This is a genomic window from Priestia endophytica DSM 13796, from assembly GCF_900115845.1.
In the GTDB taxonomy this organism is placed as follows: Bacteria; Bacillota; Bacilli; order Bacillales; family Bacillaceae_H; genus Bacillus_I; species Bacillus_I endophytica.
The window spans coordinates 131,402-154,201 of sequence record NZ_FOXX01000001.1; the positions used below are offsets into that span (position 1 = coordinate 131,402).

The 22,800-nt window shown below is 38.8% G+C and carries 19 protein-coding genes; all 19 read right to left on the reverse strand.

Annotated elements, in window-relative coordinates:
* Positions 1 to 37: 37 nt before the first annotated feature.
* Positions 38 to 508 (reverse strand): ribosome maturation factor RimP, encoded by a 471-nt coding sequence (gene rimP, locus BM012_RS00640; RefSeq protein ID WP_019391851.1) that lies wholly within the window; start codon positions 506 to 508, stop codon positions 38 to 40.
* A gap of 317 nt (positions 509 to 825) precedes the next feature.
* Entirely contained in the window at positions 826 to 5,139 is a 4,314-nt protein-coding gene (locus BM012_RS00645; RefSeq protein ID WP_061801691.1) for a PolC-type DNA polymerase III, read from the reverse strand.
* Between the two features lie 96 nt (positions 5,140 to 5,235).
* On the reverse strand, positions 5,236 to 6,933 hold the full coding sequence (locus tag BM012_RS00650) for a proline--tRNA ligase (protein WP_061801692.1): 1,698 nt from the start codon (positions 6,931 to 6,933) through the stop codon (positions 5,236 to 5,238).
* 85 nt (positions 6,934 to 7,018) lie between these two features.
* Positions 7,019 to 8,284 carry an RIP metalloprotease RseP gene (gene rseP, locus BM012_RS00655; RefSeq protein ID WP_019391848.1) on the reverse strand — a complete coding sequence of 422 codons (1,266 nt, stop codon included), beginning with the start codon at positions 8,282 to 8,284 and terminating at the stop codon, positions 7,019 to 7,021.
* A gap of 15 nt (positions 8,285 to 8,299) precedes the next feature.
* Positions 8,300 to 9,442, reverse strand: a complete 1,143-nt coding sequence (dxr, locus tag BM012_RS00660; RefSeq protein ID WP_061801693.1) for a 1-deoxy-D-xylulose-5-phosphate reductoisomerase — start codon at positions 9,440 to 9,442, stop codon at positions 8,300 to 8,302.
* Positions 9,443 to 9,460: 18 nt separating this feature from the next.
* Complete coding sequence (locus BM012_RS00665) at positions 9,461 to 10,243, reverse strand: phosphatidate cytidylyltransferase (RefSeq protein ID WP_061801694.1); 783 nt, start codon at positions 10,241 to 10,243, stop codon at positions 9,461 to 9,463.
* Positions 10,240 to 10,950 carry an undecaprenyl pyrophosphate synthase gene (locus BM012_RS00670; RefSeq protein WP_235606095.1) on the reverse strand — a complete coding sequence of 237 codons (711 nt, stop codon included), beginning with the start codon at positions 10,948 to 10,950 and terminating at the stop codon, positions 10,240 to 10,242. The genes BM012_RS00665 and BM012_RS00670 overlap by 4 nt, the downstream gene beginning before the upstream one ends.
* 236 nt (positions 10,951 to 11,186) lie before the next feature.
* Positions 11,187 to 11,744 carry a ribosome recycling factor gene (frr, locus tag BM012_RS00675; RefSeq protein ID WP_061801696.1) on the reverse strand — a complete coding sequence of 186 codons (558 nt, stop codon included), beginning with the start codon at positions 11,742 to 11,744 and terminating at the stop codon, positions 11,187 to 11,189.
* The gene (gene pyrH, locus BM012_RS00680; protein ID WP_061801697.1) at positions 11,744 to 12,469 is read right to left on the reverse strand and encodes a UMP kinase; all 726 of its coding nucleotides are present in this window, start codon (positions 12,467 to 12,469) and stop codon (positions 11,744 to 11,746) included. The genes frr and pyrH overlap by 1 nt, the downstream gene beginning before the upstream one ends.
* A gap of 113 nt (positions 12,470 to 12,582) precedes the next feature.
* Positions 12,583 to 13,464, reverse strand: coding sequence for a translation elongation factor Ts (gene tsf / locus BM012_RS00685; RefSeq protein ID WP_061801698.1), 882 nt, complete (start codon positions 13,462 to 13,464; stop codon positions 12,583 to 12,585).
* An 88-nt stretch (positions 13,465 to 13,552) separates the two neighbouring features.
* Positions 13,553 to 14,272 carry a 30S ribosomal protein S2 gene (gene rpsB / locus BM012_RS00690; protein WP_061801699.1) on the reverse strand — a complete coding sequence of 240 codons (720 nt, stop codon included), beginning with the start codon at positions 14,270 to 14,272 and terminating at the stop codon, positions 13,553 to 13,555.
* Between the two features lie 148 nt (positions 14,273 to 14,420).
* Complete coding sequence (locus BM012_RS00695; protein ID WP_061801700.1) at positions 14,421 to 14,906, reverse strand: hypothetical protein; 486 nt, start codon at positions 14,904 to 14,906, stop codon at positions 14,421 to 14,423.
* A gap of 54 nt (positions 14,907 to 14,960) precedes the next feature.
* Positions 14,961 to 15,728: a FliA/WhiG family RNA polymerase sigma factor gene (locus tag BM012_RS00700; protein WP_061801701.1), complete on the reverse strand. Its 768-nt coding sequence runs from the start codon at positions 15,726 to 15,728 to the stop codon at positions 14,961 to 14,963.
* Positions 15,729 to 15,840: 112 nt separating this feature from the next.
* Positions 15,841 to 16,296, reverse strand: a complete 456-nt coding sequence (locus tag BM012_RS00705; protein WP_061802311.1) for a chemotaxis protein CheD — start codon at positions 16,294 to 16,296, stop codon at positions 15,841 to 15,843.
* Between the two features lie 166 nt (positions 16,297 to 16,462).
* Positions 16,463 to 16,864: a chemotaxis protein CheW gene (locus tag BM012_RS00710; RefSeq protein WP_061801702.1), complete on the reverse strand. Its 402-nt coding sequence runs from the start codon at positions 16,862 to 16,864 to the stop codon at positions 16,463 to 16,465.
* Positions 16,861 to 18,756, reverse strand: a complete 1,896-nt coding sequence (locus BM012_RS00715) for a chemotaxis protein CheA (protein ID WP_061801703.1) — start codon at positions 18,754 to 18,756, stop codon at positions 16,861 to 16,863. The genes BM012_RS00710 and BM012_RS00715 overlap by 4 nt, the downstream gene beginning before the upstream one ends.
* A gap of 53 nt (positions 18,757 to 18,809) precedes the next feature.
* A complete protein-coding gene (locus BM012_RS00720) occupies positions 18,810 to 19,673 on the reverse strand; it encodes a MinD/ParA family protein (RefSeq protein ID WP_082802457.1) in 864 nt (287 codons plus the stop codon).
* On the reverse strand, positions 19,673 to 20,758 hold the full coding sequence (flhF, locus tag BM012_RS00725) for a flagellar biosynthesis GTPase FlhF (protein WP_061801705.1): 1,086 nt from the start codon (positions 20,756 to 20,758) through the stop codon (positions 19,673 to 19,675). The genes BM012_RS00720 and flhF overlap by 1 nt, the downstream gene beginning before the upstream one ends.
* Complete coding sequence (gene flhA, locus BM012_RS00730; protein ID WP_061801706.1) at positions 20,758 to 22,794, reverse strand: flagellar biosynthesis protein FlhA; 2,037 nt, start codon at positions 22,792 to 22,794, stop codon at positions 20,758 to 20,760. Before flhA ends, flhF begins: the two co-directional genes overlap by 1 nt.
* Positions 22,795 to 22,800 lie beyond the last annotated feature (6 nt).

Here is a 22,800-nt window from a genome sequence, read left to right on the forward strand (position 1 = left end):
AAACCTGGTCCCCCTTTTTCAATTATCGCATTCCCTATTAGAAAGTAACAGCCAAGCGAGCTTGTGCTACTTTTTCATATGGAATTTCGATTTCTTTCACTCTTGTTTTGATTTTGATAAGGAGGGTAATGTACTCTCCATCAAAGCTTTTTAACTCACCTTCGAATTCTTTTGAATCTTCGATTGGCTCGTATGTTTTGACATAAACGTTTTTGCCAATATTTTTTTCAAAGTCATCTGCTTTTTTAAGCGGACGCTCTGCTCCTGGCGAAGAGACTTCTAAAAAGTAGTTGTGGGTAATTGGATCAAGCTCATCCATTTTTTCGCTAAGACGCTCGCTGACAACGCCACAATCTTCAATGTCTACGCCTTTCTCAGAGTCAATAAACACTCGCAAAAACCAGTCTTTTCCTTCTTTCACATATTCAACGTCCACTAGTTCAAGTCCTAAGTCTTCAAGAATAGGTGTCGCAAGCTGTTCTACGATTTCTGTCACTTTCTCACCCATCATATTCCTCCTTTTAAAAGAGAGCGTTGTTCAAGTTTTATCTTTTTTCCTACCCAAGTCATGCGGTATGCTCTTATAGTTTTGCAATTGTAAGGATAAAAATTCCCTGCTTACATAAGAAAGCAGGGATAAAAAACAAGTACATAATCATCGTGCTTGTTACTAACCATAAAATCATGAAATGAATAGAAAACTTATCCAACGTCTATCCAATAATAAAGAGTGGGTTTCCCCACTCTTTTACGACCGTTATGTCTAGCATTACCATACCTACTATACCATAACCATAATTTTGTTGCAAACCCACTAATCACAACTTAAAACAGTGAAAGCTGGTTTTGGTCTGGCAGTGATTCTAAGCAGCCGTGGTTGTCTAAATACTCAAGAATTGTTTTAGATACACGACCTCTTTGCTGAAGATCTTCTTTTGACAAGAATTCTCCATTTTCGCGTGCTTTTACAATATTAAGTGCAGCATTTGTACCAAGACCCGGAATCGAGTTGAACGGTGGAATAAGCGACGTACCGTCAATAACGAACTCTGAGGCGCTTGATCGATAAAGATCAACTTTTTGAAAAGAGAAGCCGCGTTCACACATCTCAAGTGAAATTTCTAACACCGTTAGTAAGTTTTTCTCTTTTGGTGATGCTTCAAGTCCTTTAGCTAAAATTTCTTCAATTTTTGCTTTGATCGCTGCAGATCCCTTAATCATCGTATCAATATCAAAGTCATCAGCACGAACAGTAAAGTATGTTGCGTAATAAAGAATCGGATGATGCACTTTGAAATACGCAATACGAACGGCCATTAGAACATATGCAGCTGCATGGGCTTTCGGGAACATGTACTTAATCTTTTTACATGAATCAACATACCAATCAGGTACTCCATTTTTCGCCATTTCCTCTTCCCACTCATCCTGAAGACCTTTTCCTTTACGTACAAACTCCATAATTTTGAATGCAAGCGATGGCTCTAGTCCTTGATAAATGAGATATACCATAATATCATCACGACATCCAATTACTTCACTTAGCGTACATACGTTATTATGAATAAGCTCTTGAGCATTTCCAAGCCATACGTCCGTTCCGTGAGAAAGTCCCGAGATTTGGACAAGCTCAGAGAAGGTTGTTGGCTTTGTATCTTCAAGCATTTGACGAACGAATCTTGTCCCAAACTCAGGGATGCCGAGCGTTCCTGTTTTACACATAATTTGCTCTGACGTTACACCGAGCGATTCTGTACCGCTAAAGATTTTCATGACTTCAGGATCATCTGTTGGAATCGTTTTTGGATCAATTCCGCTTAAATCTTGAAGCATGCGAATAGCAGTTGGATCATCGTGTCCGAGAATATCAAGCTTTAACACATTATCGTGAATAGAATGGAAGTCAAAGTGAGTTGTTTTCCATTCTGAATTTCGATCGTCTGCCGGAAATTGAACTGGCGAGAAATCGTAAATATCCATATAATCTGGAACAACAATAATTCCCCCTGGATGCTGACCTGTTGTTCGTTTTACGCCCGTACAACCCGCAACAAGACGATCAACTTCAGCTCCTCTATAGTGGATATCATGATCTCCTGCATAACCTTTTACATATCCATATGCCGTTTTTTCAGCCACTGTACCAATCGTTCCTGCTCTATATACGTAATCTTCACCGAAAAGCTCTTTTGTATAGTTATGGGCTTTTGGTTGGTATTCTCCTGAGAAGTTCAAATCGATATCAGGGACCTTATCTCCTTTAAATCCAAGGAAGGTTTCAAACGGAATATCATGGCCGTCTTTTGTATACGGAATATTACATTTCGGACAGTCTTTATCAGGTAAGTCAAACCCAGACCCAACAGATCCGTCATCAAAGAACTCAGACGTTTGACACTGTGGACAAACGTAGTGCGGTGGCAGTGGATTCACTTCGGTAATTTCGGTCATCGTTGCGACGAAGGACGATCCAACAGATCCACGGGAACCTACAAGGTATCCGTCGTTCAACGATTTTTTAACAAGCTTATGCGAGATAAGATAAATTACGGCGAATCCGTGACCAATAATACTTTTTAATTCTTTCTCAAGACGAGCTTCCACAATTTCTGGAAGGTCGTCTCCGTAGATGGAACGAGCTCTGTCATAACTCATTTTTTTCATCTCATCTTCGGCACCTTCGATTTTTGGTGTATATAAGTCATCTTTAATTGGCTTGACTTCTTCAATTAAATCGGCCACTTTTTGGGTGTTTGTGACTACAATTTCTTTCGCCTTTTCTTCACCAAGGAAAGAAAAGCAGTCAAGCATTTCGTTTGTAGAACGGAAATGCACATCAGGAAGCTCATGACGGTTTAACGGATTTGCTCCACCTTGAGAGCCAATTAAAATTTTACGATAGATTTTGTCTTCTGGATTTAAATAGTGAACATTCCCTGTTGCCACAACTGTTTTGCCAATTTTTTCACCGATTTTGACGATATTTGAAATAATCTCAAGCAGCGCTTTTTCTGTATGAACCAAATCAAGCTCAATTAAATGCTTGTAGTTGCTTGGCGGCTGCACTTCAATATAGTCATAAAACTCTGCTGCTTTTTCCACTTCTTCTGCAGATTTTTGCATCATTGCCTCAAAAACTTCGCCTTTATCACAGGCAGTTCCTACGAGTATACCTTCTCGATATTTCTCCAATTTTGAGCGCGGAATACGCGGTACGCGGTAAAAATACTCTAAGTGTGCAATGGATACAAGCTTAAATAGATTTTTTAATCCTGTGGCATTTTGCGCTAATAGCACTGCATGATATGGACGTGCTCTTTGATAAGCATTTCCTTGTCCCATATAATCGTTAAGCTGATGATGTGATGTTATTTCTTTTTCAATTGCTTCTTTTAAAAGTCTTACAAGAATATATCCTGTTGCTTCAGCATCATAGATTGCTCTATGGTGCTGAACGAGCTCAACGTCAAACTTTTTCGCAAGCGTATTTAAACGGTGATTCTTCATTGTTGGGTAAAGTAAACGGGCAAGCTCAAGCGTATCTATTACAGGATTTTGTGCTTTGCCAAGCCCAATGCGGCCAAATCCCATATTTAAGAAGCCCATATCAAAGCTTGCGTTATGTGCAACAAGGGTATCATCGCCAATCCATTCATAAAACTCTTTTAATACAACTTCGATCTCTGGTGCATTTTCAACCATATCATCGGTAATCCCCGTTAACTCAATCGTTGTTGCTGAAAGAGGATGATGTGGATTTGCAAAACGCTCAAACTTATCAATGATTTCACCTTCACGCATTTTAACAGCTGCAAGCTCAATGATTTTATCGTATGTTGCTGAAAGACCTGTTGTCTCCACGTCAAAAACAATATATGTTTCAGAAGCTAAATCCCGTTTTTGTGGATTATAGGCAATTGGCACGCCATCATCTACAAGATTTACTTCAACTCCGTAAATCATTTTTAAGCCATTTTTCTTTGCTGCTCCATATGCTTCTGGAAATGATTGGGCAACAGCATGGTCTGTTACAGCAATTGCTTTATGACCCCACTTTGCTGCCTGCTGTACAAGTGAGCTAACAGACGTGACAGCATCCATTTGGCTCATTGGCGTATGAAGATGAAGCTCAACGCGCTTTTCATCTTCTGCTGCTGTATCTTGACGTTCCCTAGCAGGAATTTCATTGACGTCGTTTCCAATCATAACAAGATCGCGTACAAACGTATCATTCTGCACGCTACCGCGCACTTTTAGCCACATACCTTTTTTAAGAGACTGAAACATTGGTACATCTTCTTTATCACGTGAAAACATCTTCACAAGAATCGAATCTGTATAGTCTGTAATCTTGAAAGTAAGAAGCGTACGGCCGCTGCGCAGCTCTTTTGTTTCAGCATGAAACACATACCCTTGAATCGTGATGCGCTTTTCTTCATCAATAATTTGGCTAATTGAAACAGGATCGTCTTTAATTGTGTAACCGAGCGTAAGCGGACCTGAAATAGCCCCTGCTTCACTCTCCCGCTGTTCTGCTTTTGCCTTCATTTCCGTAAGAGCTGCAAGAGCTTTTTGTTCATCTTCTTGCTTTTTCTTTTCTACGAACTCATCATATTCTTTCTTCGCTTCCACAACGTCTGTCTCAATTTGAAAAGCAGGAAAGCCATAAGTTGTATATTGAGCTGACAAAAGCTCTCCGTATTTTCGTTTTAATGCTGCTGCTTCAGCAACATTTCGTCCATGAAGACAAAGCTTACGTCCTTGTACTTTTGGATGCTGTTCATTTAATAGAGAAAGAAACATAGGTGAAATTCCTTGAAGCTCACTTAAACAGTGGTTCCAATAATTTTTCACTTCTTCCTCTTCATATTCTTCATTTTTCGCTTTAATTGTAAAAGAAGTTGTTGCAATATGTGAAAACTGTTTGTTCATTCTCATTAATAGTTCATTATATATATTAAATGGTAAAACATGATTAAGCACAAACTGAAAGTGCCAGCGCTTTTGTTCTTTGTGAACTGTAACTTTTTCAAGCTCTCCGCCCTCAAAATAACGGACAATCATATCATCCGTAAGCTCAAGCTGCTGAAGAAGAATGGAAAAGCGTTCACGCTGTTTTATCACTGCTTCTTCGCTCATTTTTCCCCTCCGTTATTTTTATTCGATTTCTATTTTAGCATAAAGAAAGGCACCTTTTCTTCAAAAGGCACCTTCCTTTTCTTTCTTTAAAAATTCTTATTGTTCAAGAAGTTTTTCAATAAGCCCTGGAATCTCCTCTACTTTTGCTTCAAAAGATTCACCTGTTTTACGCACTTTCACTTCCACAATACCTTCGCCAGCTTGTTTACCAACTGTAACGCGGATTGGTAGACCAATAAGATCAGAGTCAGCGAATTTTACGCCAGCTCTCTCTGCACGATCATCATACAGCACTTCATAGCCTTGATCTTGAAGTGTGTTATAAAGAGCTGAAGCCACTTCTGTTTGCTCTTCTTTTTTCACGTTAACTGCAATAACATGAACATCATATGGAGCAACTTGTTTTGGCCATACTAGACCATTTTCATCATTATACTGTTCTGCAATAGCTGCCATTGTACGAGAAACTCCGATACCATAGCATCCCATAATCATTGGCTGTGCTCGTCCATTTTCATCAAGGAACGTACCGTTCATTGCTTCACTATAACGTGTTCCAAGTTTAAAGACGTGACCAACTTCAATCCCACGAGCAAACTGAATGATTCCTTCCCCATCTGGAGAAGCATCGCCTTCTTGAATAAAGCGAAGATCTGCATAGTCTGCTTGGAAATCGCGCCCTGGATTTACTCCTGTAAGATGGAAGCCGTCTTCATTAGCCCCACATACTCCGTTGACAATATACTCGACAGCATTGTCAGCAATTACTTTTACATTCTTCACATTGATTGGTCCAACTGAACCAACTTCACATTGAATGATATCTTTTACTTCGTTTGCAGGAGCAAGCATAATGTCTCTTGCTTCAAGATAGTTTTTCACTTTAATGTCATTGATTTCGTGATCGCCACGTGCCAATACAAGCACATACTCGTCATCAACTTTAAAAAGAAGAGATTTAATGCATTTTTCTTTTTCAATGTTCAATGCTTTTGATACATCTTCAATTGTTTTGCTGTCTGGCGTTGCTACTTTTTCAAGTTCAACAGCACTTTCTGAACTTTTTTCGTAATTAGCAACAACTGGAGCCATTTCGACGTTTGCCGCAAAGTCGGATTTGTCTGAGTACGCAATTGTATCTTCACCAATGTCTGATAACACCATGAATTCATGCGTATCTTTACCACCCATTGCTCCAGAGTCTGCGATTACGGCACGGAAGTCTAGGCCACAGCGTGAAAAGATGCGACGGTATCCTTCAAACATGTCTTCGTACGTTTTATCTAAGCTTTCTTTTGTTGCATGAAATGAGTAAGCATCTTTCATAATAAATTCGCGACCTCGTAAAAGCCCAAAGCGTGGACGCTTCTCATCGCGGAATTTTGTTTGAATTTGGTACACATTTAACGGAAGTTTTTTGTATGATTTTACTTCATCGCGAAGCAGGCTTGTCACAACTTCTTCATGTGTTGGTCCTAGAGCAAACTCACGACCGTGACGATCGTTAAAGCGCATAAGTTCAGGTCCGTAAGAACTCCAACGTCCTGATTCTTGCCAAAGTTCAGCAAGCTGAAGCGTTGGCATTAGCATTTCTGATGAACCTGCTCTGTCCATTTCTTCACGAACAATTTTTTCTACTTTTGCAAGCACGCGCTTACCAAGAGGTAAAATGCTGTAAATACCGCTTGCATTTTGTCTCATAAATCCTGCACGAATTAAAAGCTGGTGACTTCTAATTTCAGCATCTGCTGGCACTTCACGCAGCGTTGGGATAAACATTGCACTTTGTTTCATGGTTTCTCCACCTTTATCCATAATCAATTAAAAAATATGAGAAGCGGCGTCCTTTTTGTTCAAAAAGGAAACGCCGCTTTTTATCTTATTGTACAAAAAAGCGTTGAATATCGTTCCATGTGACAACAAGCATAAGGAGCATCAGAAGCGCAAATCCAATAAAGTGGACAATACCTTCTTTTTGACGATCAATTGGTTTTCCTCTTAACGCTTCAACTAAGAAGAACAGAAGACGTCCTCCATCAAGAGCCGGGAGCGGTAAAAGGTTCACAATTCCAAGGTTAATGCTCAGTGCAGCAGCCCATTTCATCAAGTAGTAGAATCCTGACTGTGCGACTTGTTCTGTTGAAACATAAATTCCAACTGGTCCTGAAAGCATATCAATTGAGAACTGTCCTGTCACTAGTTTTCCAAGCGTTAGAACGATTTCTTTCGTCCATGTTAGCGTTTCAGTTACTCCGTTGGCAATTGCACCGAAAAAGGATTTTTCAACAGGCTGATAAACACCAATAACCCCTACTGTTTCCTCGCCTCGTTTTTCACTTTTTGGCGTAACGTTAATTTCTTCAGCCTGCCCATTACGTTCCACATCAAACGTTACTTCTTCCCCAGGATGTTTTACGACTTTACTGACAACGTCTGTCCACGACGATACACTTTCCCCGTCAATTGCTTTTACAACGTCACCTTCTTGTAAACCTGCTTCTTGGGCAGCTCCATCTGATGTGATTTCTCCCATAATTGGTTTATCTACCGTGTAGCCTTGAAAAACGCCGATAATCGCAAAAAGAAAGAAAGCAAGCACAAAGTTCATCATCGGACCAGCGAAAATGGCCATTGCACGCTGTCCGAGCGTTTTTGAACCAAACTGACGCTTGTACGGGGCAATTTGTACTTCTTCTCCGTCATTAACGAAAAACGATGTATCACTAACGGTAAAGCGCTCAAGACGACCTTCTTCGGAAGAAGCTTCATATCCTTCTACAAACATTTTATGTTCTAAGTCGATACGTTCAACTTCAACGACCGTTGCATCTGGATGCTCGTCTTTATTGTTAATAATAATTTTATTAACCTCGTCTTTATCATTGAACTTTAGTCCAATCATTTGACCTGGTTTTACTTCAATCATTTCTGGATCTTCTCCAGCCATGCGGACAAACCCACCTAGTGGCAAGAGACGAATTGTATATACAGTTTCATTCTTCGTGAATGAAAAAACTTTTGGACCGAAGCCGATGGCAAATTCGCGGCAAAGAATGCCAGCACGTTTTGCAAAAATAAGATGCCCTAGCTCGTGAACAAAAACTAGTAACCCAAAAATGAGTACAAACGCTATAGGTGTCGGCAAAAGCTATTACCTCCTTTAAGAAATTAAAGACAATACGTAAGACCTTGTTTCTAAATCTACTTCTTTTATTGTCTGAAGACAAGGATTTTGCTGGACAGTATGCCAGTTTAATGCCTTCTCAATCACGTCTTCAATTTGCAGGAAGGAAATTTTCCCTTCAAGGAATAACGCAACGGCTTGTTCATTTGCTGCATTCAATACAGTTGGCATTGTACCTCCTGTTTTCCCTGCTTCAAAAGCAAAAGAAAGACAGCGATAACGTTCGAAATCCATTTTAGCAAAATCCAATGTACCAATCTCAGCGAGGTTAAGAGGCGTAGAGGGAAGCACCATCCGATTTGGATATGTAAGAGCGTATTGAATAGGTACGCGCATATCAGGTGTTCCAAGCTGAGCCATTACGCTACGGTCATGAAACTCAACCATAGAATGAATGATACTTTGTTTATGGAGAAGCACATCTATTTTCTCATATGGCATGTTAAAAAGCCAATGTGCTTCAATAACTTCTAACCCTTTGTTCATCATTGTTGCTGAATCAATGGTAATCTTTGCGCCCATTGACCAGTTCGGATGGTTTAAGGCTTCCTCAACGGTTACTCCTTCTAGCTCTTGTCTTGTTTTGTCTCGAAAACTTCCTCCAGAAGCCGTAATAATAAGACGATTAATCTCTTTCATATTTTCGCCTTGCAAACATTGATAAATAGCAGAATGTTCACTATCAACCGGAAGGATGCTTACTCCATATTCCCGAGCTTCCTTCATAACAAGATGACCTGCTGTTACAAGCGTTTCCTTATTTGCAAGAGCAATTGTTTTACGCGCTCTAATAGCTTCTATTGTTGGAAAAAGACCAACGCTCCCCATTACAGCCGTAACAACAACATCTGCTTCAGAACATGTAGCAACTTCTATCAAACCTTCTTCTCCATATACAATAGTAATATTGAGAAACTCGTCTTTTAATACCTCATAGTCTTCTTTTTTTGAAACTGATAAAATCCTAGGCTGAAACTCTGCTACAATTTCTCGTGCTTTATCAATATTTTGTCCTACTGACATGGAAACGAGTGAGAATTCGTCACGATGCGTTCGAATGACATCTAGCGTTTGTGTTCCAATTGAACCTGTTGCGCCTAGTAAGGCAATTTTCTTCACGTATGTCCCCCCGTTCAATTATATTAAAAAGTAAAGAATAGGGAAAACAAACAGCCAGCTGTCTGTTCGGTCAAGCACTCCCCCGTGTCCAGGTAAAATATTGCCTGAATCTTTTACACCATAGTGGCGTTTAAACGCTGACTCTACAAGATCTCCAACTTGTCCAAATATAGAAAGAACAAGACCGATCACCATAAGATGAAGAGGGGACTCTGTAAGCGGCGATAAAAACGCAAAAAGAAGCGCTACAATCACTCCACAAACAATTCCTCCAACTGAGCCTTCAATTGTCTTATTTGGACTAATGTCAGGCCATAGTTTTCGTTTCCCCATACTTTTCCCAATAAAATATGCTCCAGAATCACTTGCCCATGTTACAAAAAGAGCAAGAAATACGTAAGAAAGCTGTTCTTCGCGAATCGCAATAAAATAATAAAAACCCATTCCAATATAGATGGTTGCTAAAATAACAAAACCAGCATCATCGAATGTAAAACGGTTTTTAATTAATACAGTATACGTCAGCAGCAATAAAACAGCTAGCAAAACAACTTCTACTTTATGATTAAATATCGTATTAGCAAGCGACGCATTTGTCTGTGAAAGCAAAAACGTCCAAATAAGCAAGATACTCATAAACGTTGGGAAAGATAGGAGCGAAATTTTTCGCATTTTTAATAATTCAAAAACTCCAACCGTTGCTAACAAATAAACAAGCAGTGTAAAAGGCAACCCGCCAACTAAGACAAGGGGTACAAAGATAGCGGCTGCAATGACTCCTGTAATGATTCGTTGCCTCATTTTTTATCAACATCCTTCACGCCACCAAAACGGCGTCCTCTATTTTGGTAATCCTCTAAAGCTGACAGAAAATGCTCTCCCCTAAAGTCAGGCCATAGAACATCAGTAAACCAAAATTCAGCGTAAGCAAGCTGCCATAGCATAAAATTACTTAAGCGAATTTCCCCGCTTGTGCGAATAAGCAAGTCAGGGTCTTTAAGGTCTCCGCTCATCAAATGTTTCTGAATATCAGCTTCTGTTACAGCCTTGTTTGGATCAGCTTCTTCCATCAGTTTATTCACCGCATAAACAAGTTCATCACGGGATCCATAGTTTAACGCAAAGTTCAAAATAAGGCCCGTATTTTCCTTCGTTCTTTCGATTGCATTGTTCACGGCATTAAGCGTATGGGCTGGAAGTCTTTCTTTGTTTCCCATCACCCTTACTTGGACATTTTCTTCAATCAGCTCTGGTAAAAATGTGTTTAAAAACTCTTCTGGAAGCTTCATAAGAAATTCAACTTCCATTTTTGGCCTTTTCCAATTTTCTGTTGAAAATGCGTAGAGAGTTAATACTTTAACATTTAACTCATTAGCAGCACGAGTAATTTTCCGCACAACTTTCATTCCTTCATGGTGACCCATAATGCGCGGCATGGCTCGTTTCTGAGCCCAGCGTCCGTTTCCGTCCATGATGATGGCTACATGCTCTGGAATAGACCCTTTCATCACTTGTTTCTTACGCTGTTCATACGTACCTGTATTTGACTTTTGCTCCTTTAAAAGCTGTTGAAATTTCTTTATCATGTCAAAAGTCCCCCGTTATGCAAACATCATCTTTTTTCTGTAATTTTTGTATAAAAAGGCTCGGTCCCCTTTTATATTTTTCATACTACCATTATTAACAAAAAAACCCCCTGTAAACAATAGAGGGTCTTTTACAATATATTTTACAGTGAAAAAGATTATACTTCCATAATTTCTTTTTCTTTATCTTTTGCAATACCATCCACTTTTTCGATGTACGAGTCTGTAAGCTTTTGAATGTCTTCTGTGTAGCTGCGGAGATCATCCTCTGTAATCTCCCCATTTTTCTCAAGCTTTTTAAGATCTTCGTTTCCGTCACGACGAATATTACGTACTGCTACCTTGCTATCCTCGCTGTATTTCTTCACAAGTTTTACAAGTTCACGACGACGCTCTTCTGTTAAAGCAGGAATTGTAATACGGATGATTGTGCCATCATTTGATGGAGTAAGACCAAGGTCTGCTTTCATGATTGCTTTTTCAATTTCAGCAAGCTGTGTTTTGTCATATGGTTGGATAACAAGCATACGAGCTTCAGGTACACTGATTGTTGCAAGCTGGTTTAATGGTGTTTGAACACCATAGTATTCAATCATTACTTTATCAAGTAGGGATGGATTAGCACGTCCAGCACGAACTGTTGCTAATTCTCTTGTTAAAGCTCCTGTCGCTTTTTCCATTCTTTCTTTTGTTTCATTTAATACTGTTTTTGGCATTATTCTTTCCCCCTTACAATTGTTCCAATGTTCTCTCCCACAACAACACGTTTAATGTTGCCTTCTTCCATAACAGAGAATACGATAAGTGGAATATCGTTGTCCATACATAGTGAAGAAGCTGTAGAATCCATGACTGCTAAACCTTGTTGAAGCACTTCAATATAAGAAAGTGTTTCGTATTTCACAGCATCAGGTACTAAAGTTGGGTCTGCGCTATATACTCCGTCTACGTTGTTTTTAGCCATTAAAATAACGTCTGCTTCAATTTCTGCAGCACGTAGAGCAGCCGTTGTATCTGTTGAGAAGTACGGATTCCCTGTTCCTGCCGCAAAAATAACAACGCGTTTCTTTTCAAGATGGCGAATCGCTTTTCGTCTTATGTACGGTTCAGCTACTTGGCGCATTTCAATTGACGTTTGCACGCGTGTTTGAACTCCAAGATTCTCTAAGCTATCTTGTAATGAAAGAGAATTCATTACCGTTGCAAGCATTCCCATGTAGTCTGCATTTGCACGGTCCATCCCCATCTCACTACCAATTTTACCACGCCAGATGTTCCCACCGCCAACAACAATGGCAATTTCAACACCTAAATCGTAAATTTCTTTTACTTGAGCAGCAACAGACTTGATGATTTCAGGTTTGATTCCAAATCCTTGTGATCCTGCTAATGCTTCACCGCTCAGCTTTAATACAATTCGATTATATTTTGCACTACTCATATTAAACCTCCATCGTCCCAAGTGTACGATATCATTTTTTAGGAAAGGGGAACACAACGTGTTCCCCCCTTCTTTGCTTTATAATTTGCCCATTTATAAAGAATATAATGGTCTTATTTTTTAACTTGGTTCATTACTTCTTCAGCGAAGTTTTCTTCACGTTTTTCCATACCTTCGCCAACTTCATAACGAGTGAAGTCTGCAACAGTAGCACCTTTAGAAGAAACGAATTTACCTACTTTTTGATCAGAATCTTTAACAAATGCTTGATCTAGTAAGCAAATTTCTTCAAAGTATTTGCCAAGACGGCCTTCAACCATTTTTGCAACGATTTTTTCTGGTTTACCTTCGTTAAGAGCTTGTTGAGTTAATACTTCACGCTCACGAGCTACTTCTTCTTCAGAAACAGCGTCACGAGAGATGTATTTAGGGTTGATTGCAGCGATGTGCATAGCAACGTCTTTTGCAACAGCTTCGTCAGTAGTTCCTTCAAGAACTGTTAATACGCCAATGCGTCCGCCCATATGAAGGTAAGCACCAAATGCATCATTGTCGCCTTTTGTTTTAAGAGCGAAACGACGAAGAGAAAGTTTTTCACCAATTTTAGCGATAGCGTTGTTGATATGACCTTGAAGAGTTTCACCGTTCTCCATTTTGCTTTCTAATGCTTCTTCAAGACTAGCTGGTTTAGCAGCTAAAAGGTGTGCACTAATTTCTTTAGTAAGGTTTTGGAAACCTTCGTTTTTCGCAACAAAGTCAGTTTCAGAGTTCACTTCGATAATAACAGCTTCATTATCTTGAACCTCGATTTGTGTTAGACCTTCAGCAGCGATACGGTCAGCTTTTTTAGCAGCTTTTGCGATCCCTTTTTCACGAAGGAAATCAATTGCTTTTTCCATATCCCCTTCAGTTTGAGTTAGTGCTTTTTTGCAGTCCATCATACCTGCGCCTGTTTTTTCACGTAGTTCTTTTACCATTTGTGCTGTAATCGCCATAATATTGCCTCCTTAGTTTTGGTATGTATCAAGTAATCATCTGTAAAAAAAGGTGATAAAAGGCTACCCCTTTATCACCTTTCCTTCATTAAGCAGTTGTTGTTTCAGTTTCAGTTGCTGCTTCTTCACCTTGTTTAGCTTCAAGAACAGCATCAGCCATTTTAGAAGTTAGAAGTTTAACAGCGCGGATTGCATCATCGTTTGCAGGGATAACATAGTCGATTTCGTCTGGATCACAGTTTGTATCTACGATACCAACGATCGGAATATTTAATTTTCTTGCTTCAGCCACTGCGATACGCTCTTTACGAGGGTCGATGATGAATAGTGCATCTGGAAGTTGCTTCATGTCTTTAATTCCGCCTAGGAATTTTTCAAGACGATCAAGCTCTTTACGTAAGCCTACAACTTCTTTCTTAGGAAGAACTTCGAAAGTTCCGTCTTCTGCCATACGCTCGATGTCTTTAAGACGCTTAACGCGTTTTTGGATTGTTTGGAAGTTTGTTAAAGTACCACCTAACCAACGTTGGTTAACGAAGTACATACCAGCACGTGCTGCTTCTTCTTTAACAGAATCTTGTGCTTGTTTTTTAGTACCAACGAAAAGGATTTTTCCACCTTCTGCTGCTACGTCTTTAACGAAGTGGAATGCTTCGTCAACTTTTTTCACAGTTTTTTGAAGATCGATGATGTAGATCCCGTTACGCTCTGTGAAAATGTATTTCTTCATTTTTGGGTTCCAACGGCGAGTTTGGTGACCGAAGTGAACACCTGCTTCAAGTAATTGTTTCATTGAAATTACTGACATTAATTTTTCCTCCTAACGGTTTTTGGGTTCCTCCGCTTAAGTCATCTTTAGATAAAACTGACGTTGAGCCAGCACCGTTATCTAAATCTTTAAGCGTGTGTATTAACACCAGAAATAAATATAGCACATTCACTATTCACAAGCAAGTTCAAATTCTATTTTCTTGTCGAAATTGTAAGAATAGGCGAATTTCCGCATCCCCTCTATGTAGATGTTTGGCAATTTCTTTACTTGTTAAACCTCTATCGTGTAAAAAATAAACCGTTTTCCGCAACTTTTCCCCTTCTAGTTCGTCTATCTTTAGTTTTGCAAGATATGTTTCAATCGTGTCTTCTTGCGTTTGAAGAGATGGAAGAAGATCAGAAAGATCTTCAGGTTTGCTAACTGCATTAAATTCTGTTCGGTTTGGTTTTTTTATATTATTTTCTCTAGACTTTTTTAAACTCTTAATAAGATTATGGTGTTCTTCTTGAAGCTCAAGTAAATAAGCAGCCATTGTTTCTTCGAGTTCTTTTGCCGAGCGTTTTTGTGCTTGCTCTATTCTCTTCATTTCACTTCTTTTCATATAAAGAAGCGTAATACAAAAGAATGATATGACGTGTAAAATGAGAGAAATCACAATAAAGAATGCCATTCTTCTCCTCCTTCCTTTTCATAGAAAAAGACGAGCATTAAGAGCTCGTCTTCTTTAGGCCTGCTCCATTATCTTTGTAAGCATATGACGCATTTTATATAATGCTTTTGAGTGAATTTGAGAAATGCGCGACGTTGATAAAGACATGACATGGCCAATCTCTGTAAATGTTAAATCTTCTTTATAAAAAAGAGATACAACAAGCTGTTCTTTTTCGTTTAAGTTTTCAATTACTTTAGCAAGATTTTCATACATTTCTTCTTTCAAAAGCTCTTCTTCAGGAAGAACTGCTTTATCATCACGAATAGAATATGTTTGTTGTTCTTTGTCTTCAGATTCTTTCATATATTCATCCATTGATAATATATTAGCGAAAAAACCTTCATTCATTGTTTGTAACACTTCTTCTTCTGTTACATCTAGACTTGCTGCTACCTCTTTAGGGGCGACAGTTCGTAAATATTCTTGCTCAAGCTCTTCAATTTTTGATTCAATCTTTTTAGCTCGTTCTCTCGCTCCTCTTGAAAGCCAATCTTCTTTTCTTAATCCATCTATAATAGCACCACGCACGCGGAATGATGCATATGTATCAAATTTCAAATCACGTTTATAATCAAATTTTTCAAGTGCATCATACAACCCTGTAAGGCCAAGGCTGAACAAATCCTCTTTACTTACACTTTTTGGAATACCAATTGAAATACGTTGAACATGGTAATGGACGAGCGACATATATTTACGAACCAACATGTTTCCGGCATGAGGGTCTCGTGAATGTGTCCATTTTAGCCAATATTGTTCTTCTAGAGATGGTTGTGCCATTCGACTCCTCCTCGTCATGCAAACAGCTTTTAATTCAATAACTTATATTTTTAAATGAATGCTGTTATGCTAAACTACCGCTTCAAAAATTTAATGTTCATCGCTCATAGATTTATATTTCTCTAACATTTGTGTTGATGCTTCGAATGAAAAGAACTTCGCTTACAGGATCAAATTTAATCGTTCTTCCCCTTCGTCCCCCAACGTCTTTTGAAAGGAGAGGGACATTGACTTCGTGTAAGAATCGTTTAAGGGCCTCAATATTTCTTGGTCCAATCCTCATGTCATGCTCTGTTGAGTAGTGTTGAAACATTTGGGCACCGCCTGCAATTTTCGCTCGGAAATTTTCTAACTTTCCACCGTTTTGTAACAATGTTTCGCACAAAGCATACACAGCTGTATCAGCATATTTCGCTCTATTAAACTTTCTATCTCCGCTTTTTTCTGCATAAGGTAGCATCACGTGTGCCATAGCAGCCATCTTTTCTTTTTGATCATAAATGACGACCCCTACACAAGAGCCAAGGCCGACGGTATAAATACAGGATGGTGCACGGACAAATCCCATTTCCGCAATGCCTACCTTTACCGCGTCTTTTCGATTATTTCTCACTTGAAATGCTCCTTGTAAGAGAAAAATTCCAATCCAAACTCTCTATCTTTTTCATCATATGCTTCCTATTCTTCTTTTTCAATAAGGGAAAGACTGCAATTCATTCTATTTCATTTAAAATCTACTGCTCTAAAACCTTATTAACATCAAGAGCTAATAAAAACTGTTCTTCCCTTTTCACAGCTCCATTCACATAGGAGGAACTTCCATCATCAGGAGAAGCTATTCCTTGTTCATCAAGGTCTAAAATATCGACAGCCTCATCTACGATAAGCCCAACTTCTCCTTCTTCACCTTTTACAACAACAATCCGCGTCGCACTATCGTATTTTTTTTCTTTCATTCCAAACCTTAGTCGAAGATCGATAAGTGGCGTCACAACTCCTCTTAAGTTTGTTACTCCTTTAATGTAGGAAAATGTTCTTGGAACGTGTGTGATAGTATGCATTTTTTCAATGGAACGAACATGAGAAATCGGCAAGATATAAGCATGGTTTCCTACGTTAAATTGAAGCATTTTCATCCGTCTATCCCCTTTACTCTGTCTTTAAAAAGCTCATTGTGATTTAGAATGAGCGCTACCTTGCCATCTCCCAAAATCGTAGCTCCGGAAACAAGACTAACATGTTTTAAATAAGAACTAAGTGGTTTGACAACAATATCTTGTTGATGAAGAAATCCGTCTACACCAAGAGCTACGTATTTTTCTCCTTTTTCTAGAATAACAACATAGTGATGAAGACGTTCCTTTTGTTCCTCATTATATTCAAAAAGCTCATTTAAGAAAAAAAGCGGGATCACTTTATTTCGGAAATGGATAGCATGTTCTTCTCCAATATGTAAAATCTCTTCTTTTTCAATAAAAAGCGTTTCTGCAATTGAAGAAATAGGAACAGCACAAATATCTTCTTTCATTTTAATGAGCATCGCGCACACAATAGAGAGCGTAGCAGGAATATCAATTGAAAACACGGTTCCTTGTCCACTCTTAGAAGCAACACTCGTTGTTCCACCTAATGCTTCAATACTGTTTCGCACTACATCAAGCCCAACACCACGGCCTGATAAATTGGAAACTTCGTCTGCTGTAGAAAAGCCTGGTGTAAATAAAAGTTGGTAAACATCTTCATCAAGCATTGAGTTTGCTTTTTGATTTGAAACAATGTTTTTACTAATAGCCTTAGCTAATACACTCTGTCGGTTTATTCCACTTCCATCATCTTTAATCTCGATTAAAATACGGCTTCCTTTATATCGGGCGCTAAGCTCTATTGTTCCTTCTAGTTCTTTTCCATTTTCTCTTCTTTGTTCTGGATGCTCAATGCCGTGATCTATAGAATTTCGAATGAGATGAACAAGCGGATCCCCAATTTTCTCAACAATTGTCCGATCAAGCGCTGTCTCTTGTCCTGTCAATTTCACGCGAATTTTCTTTCCAAGCGTTCTAGCTAAGTTTCGAACCATTGGTGGAAAACGTTTAAACGCCGTTTCAATGGGAACCATTCGCATGTTAATAACAACTTGCTGCAAATCATTTGTTAATCGAAAAAGGTGTTTAACTGTGTCATCAAGATCATGATCAGAAAAAGGCTGAATCATTTGCTGAATACGCGTTCTATCAATCACAAGCTCTTCTACTAAATTCATAAGCACATTCAAATCATCAAGCTTCACTCGAACGGTTTCAGAAGCTGCCGTGTACTCAGAAGAGACGACAGCTTCTTTTTTGTTCTCTCTTATATGAAGCTCAACGTTTTTCACATCGGTCATGTGCATTACTTCTTTTTGAATGAGTGAAAAGGGCTCCTCTGATCTTATATGAATGATAAAATGTTCTGTGAAATTACCTTCTTTAATCTCTTCAAAGCTTGGAGAAGTTTTAATAACAGTAGCATATTCTTCTATCTTTTGAAGCACCATATAAGCACGCGCTCCCTTTAATAAGCAATCTTCAGAAAGATGGATTTTGATTATACTATCATCATTGGTAGAAAGAGACGACAGAGGCTTTTCTTCTCTTTCTTTAGAAAGGGATGGGGAAGATAGAAATTCATGAAGTTCTATTAGCGTCTCTGTTTTAAATGATGCAGTTCCTTCCCCTTTTACAATCTTATCTACGGATTCGCTAAGCTCTTCTACCGCTTGAAACATCAAATCTATGAGATCATTAGACCAATCTATCTTTTCATTTCTAAGTTCATCGAGAATATTTTCTAATCCGTGCGTAAGCTCTGTTACATGTTCATAGCCCATTGTGGCCGCCATTCCCTTTAACGTATGAGCAGACCTAAAAATTTCGTGCACAACTCCGTCTTCTCGCGTACCGTTCTCTACTTTTAGAAGATAATCATACATATTTTGAAGATGCTGTTTACTTTCATCAATAAAAATATCCAAATATTGATTCATCTCCATGCTGTCCACCTCAATACTTTCTAAATTACAAACTGCTTCGAGAAACGTATTTTTTATAATCTTTCTCTTTTTTCTAGAAACTGATGTTTTAACCGAGCTAGAAACCCACCTTTTGAAGACTGTGTAGAAGAAGGGTTTACAAAGGATGCTGCAAGCTCTTCCACCGCTTTTGTCGCTTTTCCATTTGGATAGAGAACAAAAAATGGTACTTGTTTCATCGCTGCTTTTGTGACTGCAGAATCGGTCGGAATTCGCCCTAAATAGCTCAGTTGACCATTTAAAAATTTTTCAGTTACTTTATTTATTCGTCCAAAAACAATCTCTCCTTCTCGTAAGGAAGAAGTCTTGTTTATCACAACATTATAAGGACCTTTTAGGGACTCCATCATCATAAACTTCACAGAAGCATATCCATCCATTAATGACGTTGGCTCTGGCGTTATGAGCACAACAATTTCGTCAGCTGCCTTTAAGAAGGATAAAACGCTCTTTGACATTCCTGCTCCCATGTCAAAAATAACATAATCGTACTGCACGAAAGATACGTCGAATTGCGAAAGCAAATGAGTTATGTCTCCCTCATCCATTTCAACGAGCGTATTTAATCCTGTGCCTCCTGAAAGAATATCAATGCCGTAGCTACTTTTTGACACAGCTTCTTGTACTGATACATTTCCATGTAGAACATCTGCAATTGTATACTGTGTTGATATTCCCATTAAAATTTCTACGTTACCCATCCCAACATCCATATCAAACAAAAGCACTTTATAGCCAAGTTTATGAAGAGAAAGAGCAAAGTTAATGGAAAAATGAGATTTTCCTACTCCTCCTTTTCCACTTAATACAGCTAATGCTTTCGTTTTTTTGATTCCTTGCATTTTTAGTCTAAGACGTTCTGCCTGATCTTTCATCATCACTCTTCCTCAAATAAAAAATTCGCAATATTATTTTCTGTAACCGAAAGTAAATCATCAGGCACATCTTGGCCATTTGTTATATAGTAAACTGGTTTTTTATACTTGTGCATCATATTAATAATTGCTCCTAATGACGATGTTTCATCACTTTTTGTGAAAAGAAAAGACTGAATAGGCACTGAAGAAAAGCGAGAAACAATCTCTTCCATATCACTTTGCTTTGCTGTTAAGGCCAGGATTAAATGGGTGTCCATATTATTTTGAAAAGGAATGAAGCTTTGCAATGCTTTTACATACTGTTCATCTCTGTAATTTCGCCCTGCTGTATCAATAAGGATATGGTCATAAGAAACAAATTTTTCGAGCGCTTTTTCAAATTCTCCTTTGTTATAACAAACAAGAAGAGGAACATTTAAAATATCAGCATATGTTTTCAGTTGCGATATGGCGGATACTCTGTACGTGTCTGTTGTAATAAATGCAACGCTTTTTCCATCTTGTAAAACATACTTTGCCGCAAGTTTAGCGAGAGTTGTTGTTTTCCCGACTCCTGTTGGTCCTACAAGATTAATACATTTTTTAGCTTCTTTTTCGGTATAAAGCGGGATCACAAGATCTTTTATATAATGCTTTGCTTCCTTTACTACGTTTGCTTCCCCAAGAAAATACTTTTCAAGAAGCAATGGCGCCATCTCATCTAAAATTGATTCTTGTATTCCCTGATTCTCTAAATGTACGAAAACTTCTTTGACTGCCTCTGGGTAGCTCGCGAACTTTTTCTCTGCAGAAGAAGACGAAACAACTTCTTTTAATGACTTGATTTCTAATAAAAGCTCTTCGTATTGAAGAGATGGAGAAGCTTGTTGTTTTGGCTTCTCTTCTCTTTTTTTTACAGAAGGGGCAGATTGAGTTCCTCTCTCAACAGCAGCAATGACCTCAAGCCTTTTAGTTTTGAAAAGCCCGAGAAATCCGCCTGTCTTCACTGCTTTTGAGTTTAAAATAACTGCTTCTCTTCCAAGTTCTCCACGAATTTTGTCCATCGCCTCTTTCATTGTTTTAACTCTATATTTTTTTACTTTCATTAGATATTTACCACTCCAATACTCTGCACTTCAACTGAGGGCTCAAGCTCGTTATACGATAGAACCGCTATTTGTGGAATGTAGCGTTCAATAAGCTGACGCACATACATGCGAACGGCTGGTGAACATAAAATAACCGCATGATGTTCGTAAAGTGAAGACTGTTCAACTTCGTGAGCAATATTTTGAACAATGGTTTGGGAAACGGTCGGATCAAGCGACAAATAGTTTCCATGCTCTGTTTGATGTACTGCTTCCGCCATTGTTTTTTCCACTTTTCCAGACAGAGTAATCACTTTTAGGCCATTGTTCTCTTTTGAATGCTGAGAAGTAATTTGACGAGACAGTGATTGACGTACATACTCTGTAAGCAAATCAGGATCTGAGGAAGTTTTCCCGTAATCTGCTAGCGTTTCGAAAATAACGGGCAAGTTCCGAATAGAAACGTTCTCCTTCAATAGTTTAGAAAGTACTTTTTGAATATCACCAACGCTTAAAATCGCAGGCGTAATTTCTTCGACTAAAATTGGATATGTTTCTTTCACATGATCAATAAGCTGTTTTGTTTCTTGACGTCCAAGCAGTTCATGAGCGTTTTGTCTAATGATTTCTGTAATGTGTGTTGAAACAACAGAAGGAGGGTCAACGACCGTGTAGCCGTACATTTCTGCTCTTTCCTTCATCTCTTCATTTACCCATTTTGCTTTCATGCCAAATGCAGGCTCCACTGTATCAATTCCTTCGATTCCTTCCTCTTCCTCACCAGGGCTGATTGCCAAGTAATGATCAAGGAGAAGCTCTCCTTTTGCAAGCTCGTTCCCTTTTATTTTCAAACGATACTCATTTGGTTGTAGTTGAATATTGTCTCTTATTCTGAAAACAGGGATTACAAGACCAAGTTCAAGCGCAAGCTGCCTTCTAATCATAATCACTCGATCTAGAAGATCGCCTCCTTGGTTCGTGTCTGCAAGAGGAATCAGCCCATAGCCAAATTCAAACTCAATTGGATCTACATTTAATAAGCTAACAACACTTTCAGGACTTTTCATCTCATCAAGCTGCGTTTCTTCACGAGCGAGCTCATCTTCCGTTTCTTCTTCCTTGCTCTGCTGTTTTGAGATCATATATCCTCCAAAAGCAATCAATCCACCGAGAGGAAGCGTTAATACATCGCTTATCGGCGTAACAAGGCCTAAGAAAATAATAGTTCCACCTGTAATATACAAAACAGGAGGTAGCCTAAAAAGCTGCTTTGTAATATCTTGACTTAAGTTTCCGTCAGACGCCGCTCTTGTAACGATAATTCCGGTTGCTGTTGAAAGCATTAAGGCAGGGATTTGACTCACAAGCCCGTCCCCAACCGTTAAGAGCGTATACGTTGTCGAAGCTTCGGAAAGAGACATGCCAAGCTGCATCATTCCCACAATCATTCCAACGATAATATTAATGATTGTAATAATCACTCCTGCAATAGCGTCGCCTTTTACAAACTTACTTCCTCCGTCCATTGCTCCATAAAAATCTGCTTCACGCTGAATTTTTTCGCGGCGTTCAACGGCTTCACGCTCTGAAATCATGCCAGCATTTAAGTCAGCATCAATACTCATTTGCTTTCCTGGCATCGCGTCAAGTGTAAAACGTGCCGCTACTTCGGAAACACGCTCCGCTCCTTTTGTAATAACAATAAATTGAATAATAATTAAGATAATAAAAACAACGAATCCAACAAGAGGGTTTCCCCCTACAACAAAATTCCCGAACGTTTCAACTACTCCCCCAGCTTCCCCTTGACCTAAAATAGAACGAGTTGTCGAAACATTTAACCCTAAGCGAAAAAGCGTTAATACAAGAAGAAGCGACGGAAACACGGACATTTCTAATGCCTCTCTCATATTCATCGCCATAAGCAAAACAAGAAGTGAAAGGGAAATGTTGACCATGATTAGAACACTCAACAACCAAGTTGGAAGCGGAATAACGAGCATGACGATAATTAAAACAACGCCTAATATAATTGGTAGATCTCTTGCTGTCACGTTTTT

What these genes read in the sequence shown, in the direction of transcription:
- rimP (WP_019391851.1), bottom strand. Translation starts at nt 508, where the DNA reads ATGGGTGAGAAAGTGACAGAAATCGTAGAACAGCTTGCGACACCTATT.
- BM012_RS00645 (WP_061801691.1), bottom strand. Translation starts at nt 5,139, where the DNA reads ATGAGCGAAGAAGCAGTGATAAAACAGCGTGAACGCTTTTCCATTCTT.
- BM012_RS00650 (WP_061801692.1), bottom strand. Translation starts at nt 6,933, where the DNA reads ATGAAACAAAGTGCAATGTTTATCCCAACGCTGCGTGAAGTGCCAGCA.
- BM012_RS00665 (WP_061801694.1), bottom strand. Translation starts at nt 10,243, where the DNA reads ATGAGGCAACGAATCATTACAGGAGTCATTGCAGCCGCTATCTTTGTA.
- BM012_RS00670 (WP_235606095.1), bottom strand. Translation starts at nt 10,950, where the DNA reads ATGAAAGGGTCTATTCCAGAGCATGTAGCCATCATCATGGACGGAAAC.
- frr (WP_061801696.1), bottom strand. Translation starts at nt 11,744, where the DNA reads ATGCCAAAAACAGTATTAAATGAAACAAAAGAAAGAATGGAAAAAGCG.
- pyrH (WP_061801697.1), bottom strand. Translation starts at nt 12,469, where the DNA reads ATGAGTAGTGCAAAATATAATCGAATTGTATTAAAGCTGAGCGGTGAA.
- tsf (WP_061801698.1), bottom strand. Translation starts at nt 13,464, where the DNA reads ATGGCGATTACAGCACAAATGGTAAAAGAACTACGTGAAAAAACAGGC.
- rpsB (WP_061801699.1), bottom strand. Translation starts at nt 14,272, where the DNA reads ATGTCAGTAATTTCAATGAAACAATTACTTGAAGCAGGTGTTCACTTC.
- BM012_RS00695 (WP_061801700.1), bottom strand. Translation starts at nt 14,906, where the DNA reads ATGGCATTCTTTATTGTGATTTCTCTCATTTTACACGTCATATCATTC.
- BM012_RS00700 (WP_061801701.1), bottom strand. Translation starts at nt 15,728, where the DNA reads ATGGCACAACCATCTCTAGAAGAACAATATTGGCTAAAATGGACACAT.
- BM012_RS00705 (WP_061802311.1), bottom strand. Translation starts at nt 16,296, where the DNA reads ATGGGATTTGTCCGTGCACCATCCTGTATTTATACCGTCGGCCTTGGC.
- BM012_RS00710 (WP_061801702.1), bottom strand. Translation starts at nt 16,864, where the DNA reads ATGAAAATGCTTCAATTTAACGTAGGAAACCATGCTTATATCTTGCCG.
- BM012_RS00715 (WP_061801703.1), bottom strand. Translation starts at nt 18,756, where the DNA reads ATGGAGATGAATCAATATTTGGATATTTTTATTGATGAAAGTAAACAG.
- BM012_RS00720 (WP_082802457.1), bottom strand. Translation starts at nt 19,673, where the DNA reads ATGATGAAAGATCAGGCAGAACGTCTTAGACTAAAAATGCAAGGAATC.
- flhF (WP_061801705.1), bottom strand. Translation starts at nt 20,758, where the DNA reads ATGAAAGTAAAAAAATATAGAGTTAAAACAATGAAAGAGGCGATGGAC.